Consider the following 18,959-nt stretch of genomic DNA (forward strand, 5'->3'; position numbering starts at 1 on the left):
CCACTTCTGCAAATCCTCAACGCACCGGGCCTGTTTTGTATAAGAATCTTGGCTCTCGTCAAGTTTTGTTCATACAGTCTTTTTAAGTCTGATGAATAATAGGTGCAGCAGCCCTCACCTGAATAAAACGGTGAAACACCCGTTTATGCTACTTTTAATTTTCCATATTGAATTTAATTTTGGTTACATGTACTTTTAAAAAGATGAGCGTAGGTTAATGATAAGTCTACACGTGCGCGAAGTTAAAAATGCCAGTGAATGTCCGTACTGGTATATTTCCTTTTTAAAAAATCATATTGAGTTCATTTGAACTAAAAGGCAGACATACTTTTAGGTGATAATGATAAACTTTTTATAAGAGATAAAGAAGAACATCCGTCATGATGATGAGGATTTGAACTAAAACATCTGTGCATGATCCATGAATGCACGTGTAAATTTACGATATAAAAAGGAGTACGAAAACATTGACATTGTTTAGCGAATTAGGATTAGATAGAACGTCCATGAAATCAATAGAAAAAATGGGATTTGAAGAAGCGAGCCCGATTCAATCCCAAACGATACCTCTAGCACTTGAAGGTAAAGATATCATTGGTCAAGCGCAAACGGGAACAGGTAAAACAGCAGCATTCGGTATTCCATTGATGGAAAACATCGATATTAATAACGAAAACGTGCAAGGGATTGTCATTGCACCTACACGTGAGCTTGCCATTCAAGTTTCCGAGGAACTTTTCAAGCTTGGTTACGGAAAACGCGCTCGTGTACTTGCTGTTTATGGTGGACAAGACATCGACCGCCAAATCCGTGCTTTAAAGAAAAAACCACATATTATCGTTGGTACGCCAGGTCGTCTTTTAGACCACATCAAACGTAAAAATATTAAATTAGGCGGAGTTCACACTGTAGTTCTTGATGAAGCGGATGAAATGCTTAACATGGGATTCATTGAGGATATCGAATTGATCCTTTCAACGGTTCCTGACGAAAGGCAAACATTGCTTTTCTCAGCTACAATGCCTGATCCGATCCGTAAAATTGCTGAAAGATTCATGCGGGAACCAGTTCTTGTACGTGTAAAAGCAAAAGAAATGACAGTGGATCGTATCGAACAATATTACTTGGAGTTAAAAGAAAGTGAAAAATTCGATACACTTGCACGCCTTTTCGATATTCAAACACCGGATCTTGCCATCGTCTTCGGACGTACGAAACGCCGTGTCGATGAATTGGCATCTGCATTGAATATCCGCGGTTATATGGCTGAGGGCATTCATGGTGACCTTAGTCAGGCAAAACGCCTTTCTGTTTTGAAAAAGTTTAAAGACGGCAGCATCGATGTACTCGTTGCTACTGATGTTGCTGCACGTGGACTTGATATTTCCGGCGTTACTCACGTATACAACTTTGATATCCCTCAAGATCCGGAAAGCTACGTTCACCGTATTGGACGTACAGGACGTGCGGGTAAACATGGTATAGCCATTACGTTTGTAACACCAAGAGAAAGAGGCCAACTGCATGCAGTTGAACATACAACGAAAAAACGTATGGAGAAACTTAAGACTCCTACGTTAACTGAAGCGTTGGAAGGTCAACAAAAAGCAGTAACGGAAAAAATCCTTAATACAATCGAGAATGAGGATTTAACTTTATACCTTGGTCAAGCGGAAGAATTATTACAAAAACATAGCGCAGCGGATTTAGTTGCAGCCATGCTTAAATCAATGACAAAAGAACCGGATCAAACGCCTATCAAGTTAACGGAAGAATCTCCGTCTCCAATGCGTCGCAATCGCGGAGGAAGCAGTTCTTCTGGCAACAGACAGCGCAATGGCCGCAGTTCTTCAGGCAGAAAAGATTACGGCAGCGGATCAGGGAAACGCCCAAGCACGAACCGTAAATCGAATGGTTACGGAAACCGCAGCACGAGCCAAAAAAGAGAAAAAACTAATAAGATTTAATTGAATTGGGAATGCCGCTCATTTGAGCGGCATTTTTTTGTGCATCACCAACTTCTTCATGTAAGGTATCCGCGGTTTTTGGATGGAATGCCCACAGCCTTTGTTTGAAAAGGGGTTAATTTCCAGTATTTAAATATAGTATAATGGATGAAAGCAAGGGTGGATGATGATGATTCAATTAGCATTACCTGTCCGGAAGAGGAGAAGCACATGGAACCTGAAAATCGTATATCGAATAAGGCCTTAACCGTATGGAAAATCAGTGGTCTTATAAGCTGTTCAATAACCTGGATTATAAGCATCGCCGTACTCGTGCTTACAATCATTTTTGATTGGACATATTGGGTGATTGGCGCGTTGGTCCTAATTTCGACAATCCAATCCTATCTGGCCATCTTTCTGATTCCGTCCGTTAAATGGAAGAGGTGGCGTTACGAAGTAAGAAATACTGAAATTGATATCCAAAGTGGTATTTTCATCATTAAAAGAACACTCATACCCATGATAAGGGTTCAGCATGTTGAAACGAAGCAAGGGCCATTATTAAGAAAATACGATTTAGCCTCCGTTGAAATTTCCACTGCAGCGACTCTTCATGTTATCCCTGCCTTGGACCTTGCAGAGGCGGATGAATTGCGGCATTATATTTCGAGAATGGCAAGTGTGGAGGAAGAAGATGTCTGATCCTAAAAGGCTTCACCCCATAGCTGTAATGCTTAACATCATTAAATCGATTAAGGAGTTAGTCATCCCTTTTTTATTAGTGGTCGTCATTCCTGGGAAGAATGAAGGAATTCCCGGATGGATACAACCGCTGGTCATTGCCATTATTATACTTTTGATTATAGGGAATGCTTTCTTGCAATGGTTACGCTTTACATATCGGATCGAAGAGGGAGAATTCAGAATTGAGTCCGGGGTTTTCGTAAGGAAGAAACGGTATATAAAGTTTGATCGGATTCATAGCATAGATATATCAGAGGGCATCATCCAGAGGGTATTCAGCCTGGTGAAGCTGAATATTGAAACGGCAGGCGGGTCTCAGGCGGATGCCGTATTATCAGCCATAAGGAAAAGTGATGCGGATCGAATCAATGCTTATATAAGTGAGGGAAAAAATGCGTATAACCCATTTGATAGGGATAAAGATGAAGTCGCGGATAATGAAATTGTTGCAAAATCATCTTCCGTTTTTAAGCAGACACTGCCGCAGTTATTCGCTATGGCTGCCACTTCGGGAGCGGTAGGTGTCTTCCTATCCGGGGCAGTCGCTTTTATTTCACAGTTCGATGAAATGATACCTTTTCAGAGAATATTTAAGGATTATGAAGATTTTATTGAAATGGGGACCTTCATTCTGACCTTGTTTGCCCTTGTGGCTTTATTGGCGGTTTATGTGCTGGCCACATTAAGTATGGTAATTAAATACGCTTCCTTTACCGTGATAAAAACGGATGAGGAGATCGTTATTTCCAGGGGGCTTCTCGAGAAAAGACGGCTGACAATCCCTATCCATAAAATTCAAGGTATCCGGATCATGGAGAATTTAATTCGAAAGCCATTGGGATTGGCGACGGTTTATATTGAATATGCGGGAGGGAGCATGGAAGATAAAGAAAGTCTTTCCATCATGCTGTTCCCTTTAATCAGAAAGAAGCATTTACAGGGAAAAATCCTGGAAATTTTACCGGTTTATGAAACGGATACGAAGATGAAACCAATACCCAAGCGTGCACTTTCCAGGTATGTGTTTCGAAAGTTTCTATACCTTATCCCGATCGTCGGTGCCTTGGTATGGTTTTTCAGACCTTGGGGTTATCTTTCCTTCTTGCTTGTACCGTTGGCGATTTTTTGGGCATACATGCAATATAGAGATGCAGGTTGGAGCATAGAAGGGAATTTATTACTATTGAGCAGCCGTTTTTTCACGAAGCAAACATTGATCATGCAGAGAAGCAGAATTCAATCAATCACATATAAAAAAAGCTGGTTTCAGAATCGAAAAGAATTAGCCACCATTACAGCATCGATTAAATCAGGAATTACCTCCCGGGTCGGTATGGTTGCTGATATGGAAGAAAAGGATTGCCTAATAATTAAATCATGGTATTTACCTGAAAAAGCAGTCGACTCCCAATGATTGAAAGGAAGAGTCGGCTGTTTGGCCTACCATTTTTTTCTTAGAAATAATGGAGCGGTTAAAAAGCCGGTTGCCATTCCAGCCAAATGACCGACAACGTTTATCTGCGGTTGGATGAAAGTCATGATAAGGGCAATTCCGGTCAATGTATATACTGTATTTCTTTCGTTGTTCGTAAAATTGGTTTTATTGAACAGTACAAGATATAGAAAGAATCCGAGTAAACCAAAAATTGCTCCGCTGGCACCTACGTGATTATATGTCAGTGGGTTAATCAGGAAGGTTGCGATATTGGCAAGGATCCCTGTCGATAAAAAGAAAATTGAAAACTTGAAGGCTCCAAGTAACTTCTCCAGGAATGGACCAAAGATGGCAAGTGAGAATCCATTAAACAGTAAATGTGTAAACGTGCTATGTAGAAAGATGGGGGTGATCAAACGCCACCATTGTCCATCAGCGATGTATAAATTCACACCGGTGCCATAATAAAAGAGTACATTTCCGGGAAGTACGGGGAAAAGGACGAGAACGAATACAAGCATCATAATGAGTATGAGCACAGTTACAGCTCGATAAGAATTTGCATATTCGCGGAAGCTTTCTGTTCTTGTAAACATAAATTCCTCCTTATATCGTTTTTAATTGGATACAATATTATCATTTTCATGTAAAAGAGTCCTCCTAATGATATGCAACTTATTAAATTAATAGAAGAGGTGTCAAAGTGATTAAAGGCATAGGCGTGGACATTACTGAGTTGGATAGAATGGAAACATTGATTAATCGGCAACCCCGTTTAAAGGAGCGTATATTGACGGAAAGTGAAATCTTGATTTTCGAAAAGTTAAATGGAAGAAGGAAGGTCGAGTATTTTGCTGGCCGTTTTGCAGCTAAGGAGGCATTTTCAAAAGCGAACGGTACAGGGATCGGTAAGCACTTATCCTTTTTGGATATTGAAATCATCTCGGATGATAAAGGAAAGCCGGTGATTTCAAAGCCGTTTTCTGAAGGGGTCCATCTTTCGATTAGCCATAGCAGGGATTACGCGGTTGCTCAAGTCGTAATTGAAGGGTGAATGGAGTTTTGTCCAATCGGGTCATAAACCTTAAGGTTGTCTCATATACATTTAGTGCTATAGGGAGACAAGGCCCGGTAAAAGGTACATGGCAGAGTAGGTGCTCTCGAAAAGTTTTTAGCCGGATCGAGAATGGTCCTGTCTAAAATACTGAGGAATCTAAGACATCAGTCGAGCCAATGTCCGGATCCTGCCTTTTCCTCTCCCTTTTACGTTCAAATGACAAAAAGGGGTTGAAAAGATGAAGAAGATGGTAATGCTTTTTGCAGGGATCATGCTCTTGCTTGCTCTTTCTGCTTGCGGCCAAAAATCGCAGAGTGACGTAGTTAGTGAATTGAATGAGAAGCTTGGTGAAATGAAAGGATATAAAGCTAACGCGAAGATGACATTAAAGATGGGGACGGAACCTCAAGTGTATAATGTGGAGATTTGGCATAAGGACCCTTCTTTTTACCGCGTGAATCTGAAAAATGAAGAGAAAGATCAAAGCCAGATGATTTTGAAAAATGATGATGGTGTATACGTTTTGACGCCTGCTTTGAATAAAAGTTTTAAATTTCAAAGCGAGTGGCCGGAGAACAGCAGTCAGGCCTATTTGTTCGAGTCGTTGGTGAAAGACATTACGGAAGATAAAAGTGCAACATATAAAGAAACGGATAAACACTATGTCTTTGAAACGAAAACGCGCTACCAAAACAATAAAATGTTGCCATATCAAGAGATTACTATAAACAAAAAGGATTTATCCCCAGTCAGTGTAAAAGTCATGGACCCTGATAGGACCGCTTTGGTTCTTGTTGAATTCTCAAAAGTAAAATTCGATACGAGTTTTGATAAAGATTCATTTGACATGAAGAAAAACATGACAAGTGCACAACTTGAAGCTCCCGTTATGGCAGAAGTCCAAAATGAGGGGTTTGCAGTGAAATACCCTGAAAATATTGGCGATATGAATTTAACGGAAGAAAAAGAAATTACGACGGAAAAGGGAGAACGTGTCGTTTTGACCTATGAGGGTACAAAAAGTTTTACATTAGTTCAGGAAAAAGCTGAGGTAGTCCAAACTTCCGTTTCGACGAATGTGAATGGAGAACCTGTTGATTTGGGTTATACTGTCGGGGCCATGACGGGAAATACGATTGCATGGACTTTTGAAGGTGTCGATTACATGCTAGCATCAAAGGATTTGTCACAGCAAGAGATGATAGAAGTCGCCCGTTCGGTTGGGGAAGATCCAGTCAAATAGGATTACATAACAAGCTGATGTTTCCCGTCTCCTTACGAAGGTTTTCTTCTGGGAAGGATAGGCGGGGAAGCGGCTTGTTGACCTTTTTTAACCCATTATTTGATTTAGGCTGGCAGCCGGGAATGAGGATCAAGGTGAAAAAGCACTTTATCTTTCTAGCGGTTGGTTATAGAATGGTCCTATAATGAAACGAAAACTTCGCTACTGGGAAGAATCTTATGGTGAGTATAGGAAAGAAGGAAAAGGTCTTGGAAACAAAAGTATTTCATCGAGATACGTGGGCAGAAGTAAATTTGGATAATATTTTTGAAAATATCTCTTCAATGAAAAAAAGTCTGAAAAATGGCGTTAGTCTTTTCGCTGTCGTCAAAGCCAATGCTTATGGCCACGGGGACTATGAAGTGGCTAAAACGGCGCTTGATGCGGGGGCGGATTTTTTAAGTGTAGCTTTTTTGGATGAGGCTCTTGCCTTAAGGAATAAAGGTATATTGGCTCCGATTCTTGTCCTTGGGGCTTCTAGGCCTGAAAGTGCAGCGCTTGCTGCCGAGCATGGTATTTCCGTGACGGTTTTCGATGAAGCATGGTTGGAGAAGGCGAAGGATTTGTTGAAACCGGGACAAGTTTTGCAAATCCATGTAAAAGTGGATAGCGGCATGGGGAGAATCGGCATTCGAGATAAAGGTCAACTCATGAAAGTGGAAAGTTTGCTTAAGAGGGAAACTTGTTTCAATTTCCAAGGGATATTCACTCATTTCGCGACTGCGGATGAAATGAAGACGGACTTATATGAAAAGCAGCTTGCCTTTTTTAAAGGGATGCTTTCCGAATTGACGGGAAAGCCGGAATATGTTCATGCAGCCAATAGTGCAGCTTCTCTAAGGTTCACCGATTCAGAATGGAATGCAGTAAGAATGGGGATTTCCATGTATGGTTTGAGTCCTTCCATGGAGATGAAGCCGATATTGCCATTTCCATTAAAACAGGCTATATCATTGAGAACGGAGATGGTCGCGGTTAAACAGCTTGCTAAGGGTGAAAGTGTTAGCTATGGAGCGACTTATACGGCTGAAGGTGATGAATGGATTGGAACTTTGCCAATCGGATATGCTGACGGCTGGATCCGTAAGCTGCAAGGTCAGGAAGTTCTTGTGGATGGAAAAAGAGTGCCCATAGTCGGGAGGATTTGCATGGATCAATGCATGATCAAGCTGCCTGGACCATACCCTGTAGGAACTGTGGTCACATTAATCGGGAATGATGGGGATGAATCGATTACTGTCGATGAGATAGCGGCAAAACTGGAAACGATCAACTATGAGGTGACATGCATGATAGGAGCAAGAGTGCCCCGCATATATTTGAAAGACAATCAGGTGAATCATGTACGCAACTTCATTTTGGAATGAGCGGATTGTAAAAAAATCCTAAGATTGTGAATAAGATTTCCTTTATTATGCTGATAATAGAATATACTCTTTGCAGATAGGCATTTTAATGGTAATATTGAAAAGGATATATAATAAAGGTGTGTAGTGATGGTGGAGGTGTATGTTTGTGTCTGAATCCAGCGCAACAAGAGAGATATTAATTCGATTACCTCAAAATTTTTTAACAGAGTTAGACGGGTATGCGAGTGAGGAAAATGTGAATCGCAGTGAATTTATTTATCGTGCCACAAAAATGTATCTTCGCGAACGTAAAAAGAAAGAGTTTCGTGAATCGATGAAACGCGGTTATATTGAAATGGCGGCCATTAATTTAACGATTGCTTCTGAAGCCTTCCAGGCTGAATTCGAGGCTGGTCATTGCGTTGAACGATTAGTTAGCGGAGGCTGAGCCATTGATTGTTGTTAAGCGTGGTGACGTATACTTCGCAGACCTTTCCCCGGTAGTCGGTTCAGAGCAGGGTGGAACCCGTCCGGTACTAATTTTACAAAACGATATTGGTAATCGCTTTAGTCCGACTGTGATCGTGGCAGCCATTACAGCTCAAATTCAAAAAGCGAAATTGCCTACACATGTTGAGATTAATGCAAAAAAGTACGGATTCGAACGGGATTCCGTCATTTTATTAGAACAGATCCGGACTATCGATAAGCAGCGTTTAACTGATAAAATTACGCATCTTGACGAACCGATGATGCAAAAAGTCAATGAAGCTTTGCAAATAAGTTTAGGCCTCATTGAGTTTTAAAGAAAATTTTTCCCGTTAAACCGGGCGTTATTATAATACAAATCATTCTTGATATTATTTAGATGGCACGATTCCTGTACTGTGGGAATCGTGTTTTTTTTTTATGAAATAACATAAACATGTGTCCAAAAAGTAAACAGGGAGGAAATATGAAAAATTTGACGAATAAAAACATTATACAGTTAGATATTGGATGGAATGTCATTGTTTTTTATGGTATCTCCCTAACTTTTCATTAATTTATGTTTTTCTTACCTGAATTTCGGGTATGTAGTTATGTTGTAAATAACTAAAAAAAAGCAAAAGTGCAGTGGTGAAACTCGAAGGAAATTCAAATGGAAATAACATTACAGTTAGTTAACATCCTTGTGACGAGGACAGGGAAACATAGCAATTGTGTTAGAATGGGAGGATATTATGAATCAATTGGTTTACGATTTTATTAAGCAAAATCAAGATTACATCCTTACAGAGTGGATGGGCATCATGAAGGAAAGTACGGACGAAAGATTAATTAAAGTCGTCTCAGATCGAATGTTCACGCAAACGAGCAGTGAATTTATAGATATGATCATCACGAACGTTGATAGTAAAAACAAGGAATTCACATTGAAGCTTTCAGATTTTGCCGAGAAAGTCGTCCAATTGGGATGGCCTCTTACCTTCGTCAATGAAGGACTTCATAAATTCACGTTAATTGTCATAAATGGAATGGTGGAAAAGGGTCTGGTGACACCGGGTAATCAAGTCAATCTTGTTAACCATTTGGATAAATGGGCCACACCGATAAATAATGAAATAGTCAATATATATACTCAAACTTGGGAAAGAACCGTTTCCATGCAAAAAATAGCGTTGCAAGAACTTTCGGCACCGCTCATTCCTGTATTGGAAGGCATTACGGTCATGCCTTTGGTTGGTACGATAGATACAGAACGTGCCAAACAGATAATGGAAAACCTGTTGACTGGCGTGGTTAAGCATAGATCTGAAGTTGTTCTTATTGATATAACGGGCGTGCCTGTCGTGGATACCATGGTTGCCCACCATATCATTCAAGCTGCGGAAGCGGTCCGCTTAGTGGGCGCCAAATGTATACTTTGCGGCATTCGCCCTGAAATAGCCCAAACCATCGTTAATCTAGGAATTAATTTAAATGAAGTGATTACAAAAAATACGTTGAAAAAAGGGATAGAAGTTGCGTTGGAATTAACGAGCCGAAAGATCGTAAAGGTGGAGGGATAAGTATGAGGATTCCGATATTAAAGCTTTATGACTGCTTGTTAGTCTCTATACAGTGGGAATTGGATGATGTGACAGCCCTTCAATTCCAAGAGGATTTACTGCATAAGATTCATGAAACAAGCGCGAATGGGGTTGTTATAGATATTACCTCAATAGATTTTATTGATTCTTTTATCGCAAAGGTATTGGGCGATGTCTTTAGCATGTCTAAGCTTATGGGGGCCAAGGTTGTAATTACGGGGATCCAGCCTGCTGTTGCAATAACATTAATTGAACTGGGAATTAGTCTCGATGATGTTCTGACAGCATTAGACTTAGAGAAAGGCCTGGAGAAATTACAACAGGAATTGGGGGATTAAAGAATGGAGTTCCAATCCTGCGTAAAAATCATAAATGAATGGGACATCGTAGCTGCAAGGCAGCTCGGAAGAAATGTCGCTAAAGAGTTGGGGTTCGGTACTGTAGACCAGGCCAGGATCACGACGGCCATTAGCGAATTGGCCCGAAACATATACCTATATGCTGGACAAGGCAGTGTTAGCATAGAAAAGCTAAATAGAAATGGGAAGTCAGGATTGAAAATCATTGCAGAGGACCAAGGGCCGGGAATTGAGGATATCCGCAGAGTCATGGAAGATGGATATACCACATCGGGGGGGCTGGGAGCAGGCCTTCCAGGAGCCAAACGTTTAATGGATGACTTTGATATTGAATCGATACCAGGTGAAGGGACTAAGATCATCGCTACGAAATGGCTCCGTTAGGGGGGAACTATGGATATTAGGGAGAACATGGAGAAAAAGTATCATGAGGCGCTTTCCACTTATCTTAAAGACCTAAATGAGCAGGCACTCTACCAAGGGCAAAAGATTAGCCGCCTACATATCAAATACAATATATCTCCAGAAGAAATCATCAGTATGCATAAAAATAACTTAATGGAACTTTACCCGGAATTACCGAGAAAAGTATTGGATTCTTTCGATTTCCTGCTAGAAGTCATGATGGGCTACGGCATTGCATACCGTGAACATCAAAGCCTCAGACATCAGCAGCAGGAATTGAAAACGGAAATCGAGATCGCGGCAAACGTTCAACATACTCTTTTGGAAACGGAAATTCCTGATATCAAAGCTCTTGAAATTGGAGCGATCAGTGTTCCGGCGAGACAGATGAACGGAGATTACTATCACTTTGTCCAGGATGAAAATGAGCGTATAGGGGTAGGGATAGCTGATGTCATTGGAAAAGGGATTCCTGCTGCGCTGTGCATGTCGATGATCAAATATGCGATGGACAGTCTTCCGGAGAATCGTCATGAACCGAATAGTGTGCTTGAGAGTTTGAACCGTGTTGTGGAGCATAATGTGGATCCAAGCATGTTCATAACGATGTTCTATGGTTTATATGATCCGCATGACAGGCAATTTTCCTATGCTTCAGCCGGACATGAACCTGGCTTTTACTATGATGCCGCAACAGGTACTTTCAGCGATTTGGATGCAAAGGGCTTATTGCTTGGAGTCGATAAAAAAACAAGGTATCGCCAATATGAAAAAAAGGTGAATCGTGGAGACATGATCATTTTATTATCAGATGGTGTAACGGAGTGCCGGACGAATGATGGGTTCATAGAAAGGGAAACGCTTATTGGTCTCATTAAAAAGAATATGCATTTGCAAGCCCAGGAAATGGTGAATAATATATATAAACAATTGGAAAAAATGCAGAACTTCCAACTGAGGGATGATTTTACATTAATAATTTTAAAATCAAATGTTTAGTATCGTTTCTGCTGGGTATAGATATAGAAATGAAGAGGATTTGAAGAGGTGGGTCAAGGATGAATATAACTGTAGATGTTAATGAAATGAATACTGAATTTATTGTAAAACTAAAAGGTGAGATCGATGCTTATACTGCACCGAAGTTAAGAGAGTCACTATTTCCGATTTCAGAGCAGGACAATGTTTCGATTACCATTGATTTAACTGAAGTCTCTTATATGGATAGTACGGGACTTGGGGTCTTTGTCGGTGCTTTCAAAAGTGTAAGGGCACATAATGGTGAGTTCACTTTAGTTGGATTATCGGAAAGGTTACGACGTTTATTTGATATAACAGGTCTTGCAGATATCATTGATATAAAAAGTGGTACAGAGGGTGGGTTAGAATGAGTCAAGTATATGATTACATCGAAATGAAAATACCTGCAAAACCAGAATTCATCGGTGTCATTCGTTTAACGCTTTCTGGAATAGGAAGCCGGATGGGATTTGCGTATGAAGAAATAGAGGATTTGAAAATCGCTACCAGTGAGGCTTGTACAAATGCGGTACAGCATGCATACAAGGATTCTGAAAAAGGTGAAGTGAAAGTAAGTTTCGGCCTTTATCCTGACCGTTTGGAGGTCATGGTTTCCGATAGTGGCAAGAGCTGTAATTTCGAGGAGGTTCGTCAAGGGCTAGGTCCATATGAAAATGGACAAAAAGTCGAACTTTTAAGAGAAGGAGGCTTGGGTCTTTACCTTATTGAAACTCTGATGGATGATGTAAAAATTCATCAGCATGATGGGGTTACTGTATTTATGACTAAGTTTTTAGAAGGAGAGCAGGTGGAGATGGATGCAAAAACAGTCTCAACCTAATCAGGCACAAAGAGAACAGGTAAATGAATGGATCAGAGCTTACCAGCAGAATCAAGATGAAGAAGCGCAGAGTAATCTCGTCATCCATTATAAAAGTTTGGTTGAAACTATCTCCCGTAAGTATGCGAAAGGGAAATCATTTCAGGAGGATATCTCCCAAGTCGGCATGATTGGTCTATTAGGTGCCATTCGACGATATGATGAATCTTTCGGTAAGAGCTTTGAGGCATTTGCCGTCCCCACTATTATCGGGGAAATCAAAAGGTTCCTTCGTGACAAAACATGGAGTGTCCATGTGCCAAGGAGAATTAAGGAACTAGGTCCGAAAATCAGGGTGACTGTCGAGGAGTTAACGACAACTCTACACCGTTCACCAAGAATAGATGAAATAGCCGATAGTATAGGCGTGACCGAGGAAGAAGTTTTAGAGGCGATGGAAATGGGAAAAAGCTATCAAGCTTTATCCGTGGATCATTCTATTGAGGCAGATTCTGATGGCGGCACTGTCACATTGCTTGATATATTCGGAAATGTCGATGAAGGTTTTGAAAAGGTCAATCAGCGTCTTGTGCTTGAAAAGGTGCTTCATGTGCTGAGCGACCGTGAAAAGATGATCATTCAACATACTTATTTAGAGAATTTAAGCCAGAAAGAAGCTGGCGATAAGCTTGGGATTTCCCAAATGCATGTGTCAAGGCTCCAACGCCGCGCGATCAAGAAACTTCAAGAAGCCATTAATGCTGAAAACTCGGAGTTAATTCAGTGATCAAAGATATTCTGAGGGGAGAAAAAATAGAAGTCCTTGTCTCTCAATCGTCTAAAAACGGGATGGTTTACTGTGGGGATGATTACTTTTTTCTTCATACGGAAGAATACTTTGTATGTGTCCTGGCAGATGGGCTAGGCAGCGGGAAAAATGCATACGATTCCTCCCATGCCGTCATCGAGGAAGTTAAACGTAATCATGAGTTGGATGTGGAAGCACTAATGGCAGTGTGCAATCAAGTTTTAGTCGATAAACGGGGGGCAGCCGTTTCCATTTTGAAAATCTTTTATGATAAGAATGAATTTGTATACAGTTCAGTGGGTAACATCCGCTTTTTCCTGTATAATCCAAACGACGATAAACTCGTTTACCCTTTACCTGTTACAGGGTATTTATCCGGCAGGAAACAAAAATACAGGACGCAAAGATACAAATATGAACCAAATGCTAAATTCATTCTTCATTCCGATGGTTTGGAACTTAAGGGAGCTAAGTCTTTTTTAAAAAGGCTGGTCCCTATCGATACGAACGCCCAATGCATATTAAAAAGCAGTCCATTAACTGCAGATGATACAACTTTCATTTTAGGAAGCTTACTTTCGCCATAATTCGGAAGTGAGCTTTTTTGTATGGAATTCGCAACTTCATCGCTCATTTGCTAGACTATATATATTAGAGCAAAAGGTTGGAGGTAAACAAAATGATCGTTGTAGAAGATACATTAAAAGAATTGATAAAACAAATATCCAATGAGCTGACTTTGAAAAATCATCAAGTTCAAAACGTCATACAGATGCTGCAAGAGGGGAATACTGTCCCTTTTATTGCACGGTATAGAAAAGAAATGACGGGTTCACTTGATGAAGTGCAGATTCGTTCCATTATGGAAAGGTGGAACTATCTAGAAAACCTTGGCCAGAGGAAAGCGGAAGTTACTCGTTCAATTGGTGAACAGGGGAAATTGACGGAAGAATTAACAAAACAAATCGAAAAGGCAACAAAACTGCAGGAAGTCGAGGATTTATACAGGCCATTCAAACAAAAAAGGAGAACGAAAGCGACAGTTGCTAAAGAAAAGGGGCTTGAACCACTGGCCAATTGGCTTTTGGAATGTCAAATGCATCCTCGAGTCAGCGGAAAAGCAGCCGAATTCATATCGGCAGAAAAAGAAGTTCCTTCTATTGAAGAGGCTATTGCAGGTGCGCAGGATATCATAGCTGAACATATTTCCGATGATGCAGAATTAAGGAAGTGGATAAGGGCTGAAATTTTCAAAGCTGGAAAAGTGATTTCAACTGTGAAAAATGAAGAGAAGGACGAGAAAAAAATCTTCGAAATGTACTATGAGTATGAGGAGCCGGTTCAAAGAATCGTACCTCATCGGGTGTTGGCGCTGAATAGAGGTGAAAAGGAAGAGGTTTTGCGAATCTCCATTCAGCCCCGGACTGAAGTCATCGTTGGTCATCTGGAACGTAAAATCATTAAAAATAACAAATCTGAAGCCCAAGTTGTTCTTAAATCTGCGATAGAGGATGGACTTAAGCGTTTGATCATGCCTTCTGTAGAGCGGGAGATCAGAAAAGAGCTGACGGAAAAAGCTGAGGATCAAGCTATCCACATTTTCTCTGAAAACCTCCGGAACCTGCTCTTGCAGCCTCCGCTTAAAGGAAAAGTGGTCCTCGCCTTAGATCCGGCATATCGGACTGGCTGTAAGCTCGCTGTCATTGATGAAACCGGAAAGGTACTTGATATCAGTGTAATCTATCCGCATCCTCCTGCTGCGAAACTTCATGCTGCGCGTGAAAAAACGATCGATATACTTCAGCGGTTCTCGGTTGAGATCGTGGCAATCGGCAATGGAACGGCATCACGTGAATCAGAGCAATTCATTGCAGATATTTTAAAAGAAGTGAAAGGGAACATTTCATATATCATTGTTAATGAAGCGGGAGCCAGTGTGTATTCAGCTTCGGATATAGCACGTGAAGAGTTTCCGGATCTTCAAGTTGAACAGAGAAGCGCAGTTTCGATAGGCAGAAGGCTTCAAGATCCCCTTGCTGAACTTGTTAAAATTGATCCGCAATCTGTGGGGGTAGGCCAGTATCAACATGATGTGTCTCAGAAAAAGTTAACGGAATCCCTCACCTTTGTAGTGGAAACAGCTGTTAACCAGGTGGGTGTTAATGTCAATACCGCTTCATCGTCTCTCTTACAATATGTAGCTGGTTTATCAAAATCGGTTGCTCAAAATATCGTGAAGAAAAGGGAAGTGGAAGGGAAATTTCAAAGCAGGAAGGAATTAAAGAAGATTCCCCGGCTTGGTGCCAAAACATATGAACAATGTATAGGATTCTTACGTATCATTAATGGAGATGAACCTTTAGATCAAACCGCGATACATCCTGAGAACTACAGTGCCGTGAATAAATTATTGAAGAAAATGGGATTCAAATCCGATGATTTAGGCAGTGATGCACTGAATGAAGAGTTAGGTAAGCTAAATCCTGCTGATTTGGTCAATGAATTGGAAATTGGGGAAATTACGATCAAAGATATCATCGATGATTTGATGAAACCGGGAAGAGATCCTCGGGATGAGTTATCAAAACCGCTGCTTAAGCAGGATGTACTAAAAATGGAGGATCTGCAAACTGGGATGGAGTTACAAGGTACAGTGAGGAATGTTGTGGATTTTGGTGCGTTTGTGGACATCGGTGTTAAACAGGATGGACTGGTGCATATTTCTAAACTGAGCAATCGGTTTGTAAAGCACCCATTGGATGTAGTTGCCGTTGGGGATGTTGTCACAGTCTGGGTCGAACTAGTTGACTCCCAAAAGCAAAGGGTATCTTTAACGATGCTCGAGCCAAAGGATCAAAACTAGCCTAAGGTAAGCTCCTTCTATATTAGAAGGGGTTTTTTTGAAATGATGTATTTATATTTGGAACAATGTCGAATCTATAATCTGAGACTTTCTTTCTTTTGATAAAAAAACCAACATTGATTCAACATCTTCACTTGATAATAATCCTTTTCATAAAAGGCTTTGCGGATTTGATTCTGGAACCAATTAGGCATAGCTTTTCCTCCCTTAGTTTCCTATTGTATTATTAGTCTATGTTATAATGGGTTGTCATGTTACCAAGGAAAGGGAGGGGGAAATGGATAATCGTCAATTGCAAAAACTAGTAGAAGAAATTTCGTTGAAAGACTTTAAAAAGGCCTTTAGACACCAAGCGAGTTTTAATCCGCGTCTCCGGACAACAGGAGGACGATACTTGCTCCGTTCACACAATATAGAAATAAATAAGAAGTATCTTGATGAACGCGGTGTGGAAGAAATGATTGGAATCATTAAGCATGAATTGTGCCATTACCATCTGCACATCGAGAAGAAAGGGTACCAGCATCGTGATGCGGACTTTAAGCATTTACTCAAAAAAGTGGGGGCACCGAGATTTTGCGAGCCGCTGCCATCTAACCAATTAAAGAAAAAGATGAATACAATTCAATATAAATGTGAAGACTGTCAGCAGGTATATATAAGAAAAAAACGAATCGACACTACCCGTTTCGTTTGTGGTAAATGTCGTGGAACATTGATTTACCAAGGGTTTAAGGAGCAAAAAACAAAAAAATAAAAAAACACAAAAGAACTCTTGACTTTAGGTTGCAACCTCTTTATAATCATAAGAGTCGACAAGATAACAACTTGTCCTTAACGACAAACACTAAGGTCCTTGAGCGTGAAAAAGGAACCCAATTTTCATTATTCCGCAGTAGCTCAGTGGTAGAGCATTCGGCTGTTAACCGAACGGTCGTAGGTTCGAGTCCTACCTGCGGAGCCATTTTTTTTGGGGAAGTACTCAAGAGGCTGAAGAGGCGCCCCTGCTAAGGGTGTAGGTCGCGTAAGCGGCGCGAGGGTTCAAATCCCTCCTTCTCCGCCAGTTACATATTTTTATATCAAGGCCCATTGGTCAAGCGGTTAAGACACCGCCCTTTCACGGCGGTAACACGGGTTCGAATCCCGTATGGGTCACTTTCTTATGCACAATCAAAATACTGGTCCCGTGGTGTAGCGGTTAACATGCCTGCCTGTCACGCAGGAGATCGCGGGTTCGATTCCCGTCGGGACCGCCATTTTTTTCTTTAAAAAATACTTGCCAAATAAATATTATCGTGATATAATATTATCCTGGCTGTTAATTAGTATTTAATTATTGGGCTATAGCCAAGCGGTAAGGCAACGGATTTTGATTCCGTCATGCGAAGGTTCGATCCCTTCTAGCCCAGCCATTTTTATTTAGAGCCATTAGCTCAGTTGGTAGAGCATCTGACTTTTAATCAGAGGGTCGAAGGTTCGAATCCTTCATGGCTCACCATTTATTTTCGCGGGTGTGGCGGAATTGGCAGACGCACCAGACTTAGGATCTGGCGCCGCAAGGCGTGGGGGTTCAAGTCCCTTCACCCGCACTGATATTTTTCTTCTTGACATCAAGTTGAAAAGGTGTTAAACTTACAAAGTCGCTTTCGCGGTCGTGGCGGAATGGCAGACGCGCTAGGTTGAGGGCCTAGTGGGGGAAACCCCGTGGAGGTTCGACTCCTCTCGGCCGCACCAATAACATCATAGAAATTAGCGCCCGTAGCTCAATTGGATAGAGCATCTGACTACGAATCAGAAGGTTGTAGGTTCGACTCCCGCCGGGCGCACCATATTTTACGGGAAGTAGCTCAGCTTGGTAGAGCACTTGGTTTGGGACCAAGGGGTCGCAGGTTCGAATCCTGTCTTCCCGACCATTCTTTCTTTCTGAAAATACTTTAAAATTAAATGCGGGTGTAGTTTAGTGGTAAAACCTCAGCCTTCCAAGCTGATGATGAGAGTTCGATTCTCTTCACCCGCTCCATTATTGCTCTTTGAAAACTGAACAAAACAAAGCGCCAACGTTAAATTTTAAGTGAGCACACACTATCAAAAAAGCAAATGAGCAAGTCAAACATTTCTTCGGAGAGTTTGATCCTGGCTCAGGACGAACGCTGGCGGCGTGCCTAATACATGCAAGTCGAGCGAATCGATGGGAGCTTGCTCCCTGAGATTAGCGGCGGACGGGTGAGTAACACGTGGGCAACCTGCCTATAAGACTGGGATAACTTCGGGAAACCGGAGCTAATACCGGATACGTTCTTTTCTCGCATGAGAGAAGATGGAAAGACGGTTTACGCTGTCACTTATAGATGGGCCCGCGGCGCATTAGCTAGTTGGTGAGGTAATGGCTCACCAAGGCGACGATGCGTAGCCGACCTGAGAGGGTGATCGGCCACACTGGGACTGAGACACGGCCCAGACTCCTACGGGAGGCAGCAGTAGGGAATCTTCCGCAATGGACGAAAGTCTGACGGAGCAACGCCGCGTGAACGAAGAAGGCCTTCGGGTCGTAAAGTTCTGTTGTTAGGGAAGAACAAGTACCAGAGTAACTGCTGGTACCTTGACGGTACCTAACCAGAAAGCCACGGCTAACTACGTGCCAGCAGCCGCGGTAATACGTAGGTGGCAAGCGTTGTCCGGAATTATTGGGCGTAAAGCGCGCGCAGGTGGTTCCTTAAGTCTGATGTGAAAGCCCACGGCTCAACCGTGGAGGGTCATTGGAAACTGGGGAACTTGAGTGCAGAAGAGGAAAGTGGA

At 41.6% G+C, this 18,959-nt stretch carries 20 protein-coding genes, 11 tRNA genes and 1 rRNA gene (1 of these 32 running past the window's edge); 30 read left to right on the plus strand and 2 right to left on the minus strand.

What is annotated here, in order from left to right:
- The first annotated feature begins 467 nt into the window (after positions 1 to 467).
- From ACJ9PY_RS01435 to ACJ9PY_RS01445, 3 genes are all read left to right on the plus strand, one after another.
- Positions 468 to 1,967, plus strand: a complete 1,500-nt coding sequence (locus tag ACJ9PY_RS01435; RefSeq protein ID WP_034306393.1) for a DEAD/DEAH box helicase — start codon at positions 468 to 470, stop codon at positions 1,965 to 1,967.
- Positions 1,968 to 2,177: 210 nt separating this feature from the next.
- Complete coding sequence (locus tag ACJ9PY_RS01440; RefSeq protein WP_034306614.1) at positions 2,178 to 2,651, plus strand: PH domain-containing protein; 474 nt, start codon at positions 2,178 to 2,180, stop codon at positions 2,649 to 2,651.
- Positions 2,644 to 4,107: a PH domain-containing protein gene (locus ACJ9PY_RS01445; RefSeq protein ID WP_369316826.1), complete on the plus strand. Its 1,464-nt coding sequence runs from the start codon at positions 2,644 to 2,646 to the stop codon at positions 4,105 to 4,107. The genes ACJ9PY_RS01440 and ACJ9PY_RS01445 overlap by 8 nt, the downstream gene beginning before the upstream one ends.
- Positions 4,108 to 4,133: 26 nt before the next feature.
- Here the strand turns inward: ACJ9PY_RS01445 and ACJ9PY_RS01450 are convergent, their stop codons facing one another.
- The gene (locus ACJ9PY_RS01450; RefSeq protein ID WP_063574485.1) at positions 4,134 to 4,724 is read right to left on the minus strand and encodes a rhomboid family intramembrane serine protease; all 591 of its coding nucleotides are present in this window, start codon (positions 4,722 to 4,724) and stop codon (positions 4,134 to 4,136) included.
- Between the two features lie 107 nt (positions 4,725 to 4,831).
- Here ACJ9PY_RS01450 and acpS point away from each other — a divergent pair, with 107 nt between their 5' ends.
- From acpS to ACJ9PY_RS01520, 14 genes are all read left to right on the plus strand, one after another.
- Positions 4,832 to 5,182 carry a holo-ACP synthase gene (gene acpS, locus ACJ9PY_RS01455; protein WP_053537119.1) on the plus strand — a complete coding sequence of 117 codons (351 nt, stop codon included), beginning with the start codon at positions 4,832 to 4,834 and terminating at the stop codon, positions 5,180 to 5,182.
- A 241-nt stretch (positions 5,183 to 5,423) separates the two neighbouring features.
- A complete protein-coding gene (locus ACJ9PY_RS01460) occupies positions 5,424 to 6,428 on the plus strand; it encodes a LolA family protein (RefSeq protein WP_063574484.1) in 1,005 nt (334 codons plus the stop codon).
- A gap of 218 nt (positions 6,429 to 6,646) precedes the next feature.
- A complete protein-coding gene (gene alr, locus ACJ9PY_RS01465; protein ID WP_411739373.1) occupies positions 6,647 to 7,834 on the plus strand; it encodes an alanine racemase in 1,188 nt (395 codons plus the stop codon).
- A 148-nt stretch (positions 7,835 to 7,982) separates the two neighbouring features.
- Positions 7,983 to 8,264, plus strand: coding sequence for a CopG family ribbon-helix-helix protein (locus ACJ9PY_RS01470; protein ID WP_034306380.1), 282 nt, complete (start codon positions 7,983 to 7,985; stop codon positions 8,262 to 8,264).
- A gap of 7 nt (positions 8,265 to 8,271) precedes the next feature.
- Positions 8,272 to 8,622, plus strand: a complete 351-nt coding sequence (locus tag ACJ9PY_RS01475) for a type II toxin-antitoxin system PemK/MazF family toxin (RefSeq protein ID WP_034306610.1) — start codon at positions 8,272 to 8,274, stop codon at positions 8,620 to 8,622.
- A gap of 417 nt (positions 8,623 to 9,039) precedes the next feature.
- The gene (locus ACJ9PY_RS01480) at positions 9,040 to 9,867 is read left to right on the plus strand and encodes an RsbT co-antagonist protein RsbRA (RefSeq protein WP_106028507.1); all 828 of its coding nucleotides are present in this window, start codon (positions 9,040 to 9,042) and stop codon (positions 9,865 to 9,867) included.
- Between the two features lie 2 nt (positions 9,868 to 9,869).
- Complete coding sequence (locus ACJ9PY_RS01485; protein ID WP_048682053.1) at positions 9,870 to 10,226, plus strand: STAS domain-containing protein; 357 nt, start codon at positions 9,870 to 9,872, stop codon at positions 10,224 to 10,226.
- A gap of 3 nt (positions 10,227 to 10,229) precedes the next feature.
- On the plus strand, positions 10,230 to 10,631 hold the full coding sequence (locus ACJ9PY_RS01490) for an anti-sigma regulatory factor (protein WP_053537122.1): 402 nt from the start codon (positions 10,230 to 10,232) through the stop codon (positions 10,629 to 10,631).
- 9 nt (positions 10,632 to 10,640) lie between these two features.
- Positions 10,641 to 11,651: a PP2C family protein-serine/threonine phosphatase gene (locus ACJ9PY_RS01495; RefSeq protein WP_411739374.1), complete on the plus strand. Its 1,011-nt coding sequence runs from the start codon at positions 10,641 to 10,643 to the stop codon at positions 11,649 to 11,651.
- Between the two features lie 59 nt (positions 11,652 to 11,710).
- Complete coding sequence (locus ACJ9PY_RS01500) at positions 11,711 to 12,043, plus strand: anti-sigma factor antagonist (RefSeq protein ID WP_106028503.1); 333 nt, start codon at positions 11,711 to 11,713, stop codon at positions 12,041 to 12,043.
- Complete coding sequence (rsbW, locus tag ACJ9PY_RS01505; RefSeq protein ID WP_137020607.1) at positions 12,040 to 12,513, plus strand: anti-sigma B factor RsbW; 474 nt, start codon at positions 12,040 to 12,042, stop codon at positions 12,511 to 12,513. Before ACJ9PY_RS01500 ends, rsbW begins: the two co-directional genes overlap by 4 nt.
- On the plus strand, positions 12,491 to 13,279 hold the full coding sequence (gene sigB / locus ACJ9PY_RS01510) for an RNA polymerase sigma factor SigB (RefSeq protein ID WP_034306363.1): 789 nt from the start codon (positions 12,491 to 12,493) through the stop codon (positions 13,277 to 13,279). Before rsbW ends, sigB begins: the two co-directional genes overlap by 23 nt.
- On the plus strand, positions 13,276 to 13,887 hold the full coding sequence (locus tag ACJ9PY_RS01515; RefSeq protein WP_411739375.1) for a PP2C family serine/threonine-protein phosphatase: 612 nt from the start codon (positions 13,276 to 13,278) through the stop codon (positions 13,885 to 13,887). The genes sigB and ACJ9PY_RS01515 overlap by 4 nt, the downstream gene beginning before the upstream one ends.
- A gap of 92 nt (positions 13,888 to 13,979) precedes the next feature.
- Entirely contained in the window at positions 13,980 to 16,163 is a 2,184-nt protein-coding gene (locus tag ACJ9PY_RS01520) for a Tex family protein (protein WP_411739376.1), read from the plus strand.
- Between the two features lie 74 nt (positions 16,164 to 16,237).
- On the opposite strand, the gene cmpA is transcribed toward ACJ9PY_RS01520, so the two are convergent.
- Positions 16,238 to 16,357: a cortex morphogenetic protein CmpA gene (gene cmpA, locus ACJ9PY_RS01525; protein WP_089364909.1), complete on the minus strand. Its 120-nt coding sequence runs from the start codon at positions 16,355 to 16,357 to the stop codon at positions 16,238 to 16,240.
- 83 nt (positions 16,358 to 16,440) lie between these two features.
- On the opposite strand from cmpA, the gene ACJ9PY_RS01530 reads away from it, so the two are divergent.
- The 13 genes from ACJ9PY_RS01530 to ACJ9PY_RS01590 all read left to right on the plus strand — a co-directional run.
- Positions 16,441 to 16,920 (plus strand): SprT family protein, encoded by a 480-nt coding sequence (locus ACJ9PY_RS01530; RefSeq protein WP_048682064.1) that lies wholly within the window; start codon positions 16,441 to 16,443, stop codon positions 16,918 to 16,920.
- A gap of 132 nt (positions 16,921 to 17,052) precedes the next feature.
- Positions 17,053 to 17,127: transfer RNA gene (locus ACJ9PY_RS01535), tRNA-Asn, on the plus strand.
- 8 nt (positions 17,128 to 17,135) lie between these two features.
- A tRNA-Ser gene (locus ACJ9PY_RS01540) sits at positions 17,136 to 17,226 on the plus strand.
- Between the two features lie 20 nt (positions 17,227 to 17,246).
- Positions 17,247 to 17,318 (plus strand) — tRNA-Glu (locus tag ACJ9PY_RS01545).
- A 25-nt stretch (positions 17,319 to 17,343) separates the two neighbouring features.
- Positions 17,344 to 17,419 (plus strand) — tRNA-Asp (locus ACJ9PY_RS01550).
- Positions 17,420 to 17,500: 81 nt separating this feature from the next.
- Positions 17,501 to 17,575: transfer RNA gene (locus ACJ9PY_RS01555), tRNA-Gln, on the plus strand.
- A 10-nt stretch (positions 17,576 to 17,585) separates the two neighbouring features.
- Positions 17,586 to 17,661: transfer RNA gene (locus tag ACJ9PY_RS01560), tRNA-Lys, on the plus strand.
- 9 nt (positions 17,662 to 17,670) lie between these two features.
- Positions 17,671 to 17,752 (plus strand) — tRNA-Leu (locus ACJ9PY_RS01565).
- Between the two features lie 59 nt (positions 17,753 to 17,811).
- A tRNA-Leu gene (locus tag ACJ9PY_RS01570) sits at positions 17,812 to 17,897 on the plus strand.
- Between the two features lie 18 nt (positions 17,898 to 17,915).
- Positions 17,916 to 17,992, plus strand: a tRNA-Arg gene (locus tag ACJ9PY_RS01575).
- Positions 17,993 to 17,999: 7 nt separating this feature from the next.
- Positions 18,000 to 18,076 (plus strand) — tRNA-Pro (locus ACJ9PY_RS01580).
- Positions 18,077 to 18,109: 33 nt separating this feature from the next.
- Positions 18,110 to 18,183 (plus strand) — tRNA-Gly (locus ACJ9PY_RS01585).
- 95 nt (positions 18,184 to 18,278) lie between these two features.
- Positions 18,279 to 18,959: ribosomal RNA gene (locus ACJ9PY_RS01590) — 16S ribosomal RNA — on the plus strand; it runs 870 nt beyond the window's last position.

Origin of the sequence: Peribacillus sp. S4 (assembly GCF_046715815.1) — a bacterium.
Classification (GTDB): Bacteria; Bacillota; Bacilli; order Bacillales; family DSM-1321; genus Peribacillus; species Peribacillus frigoritolerans.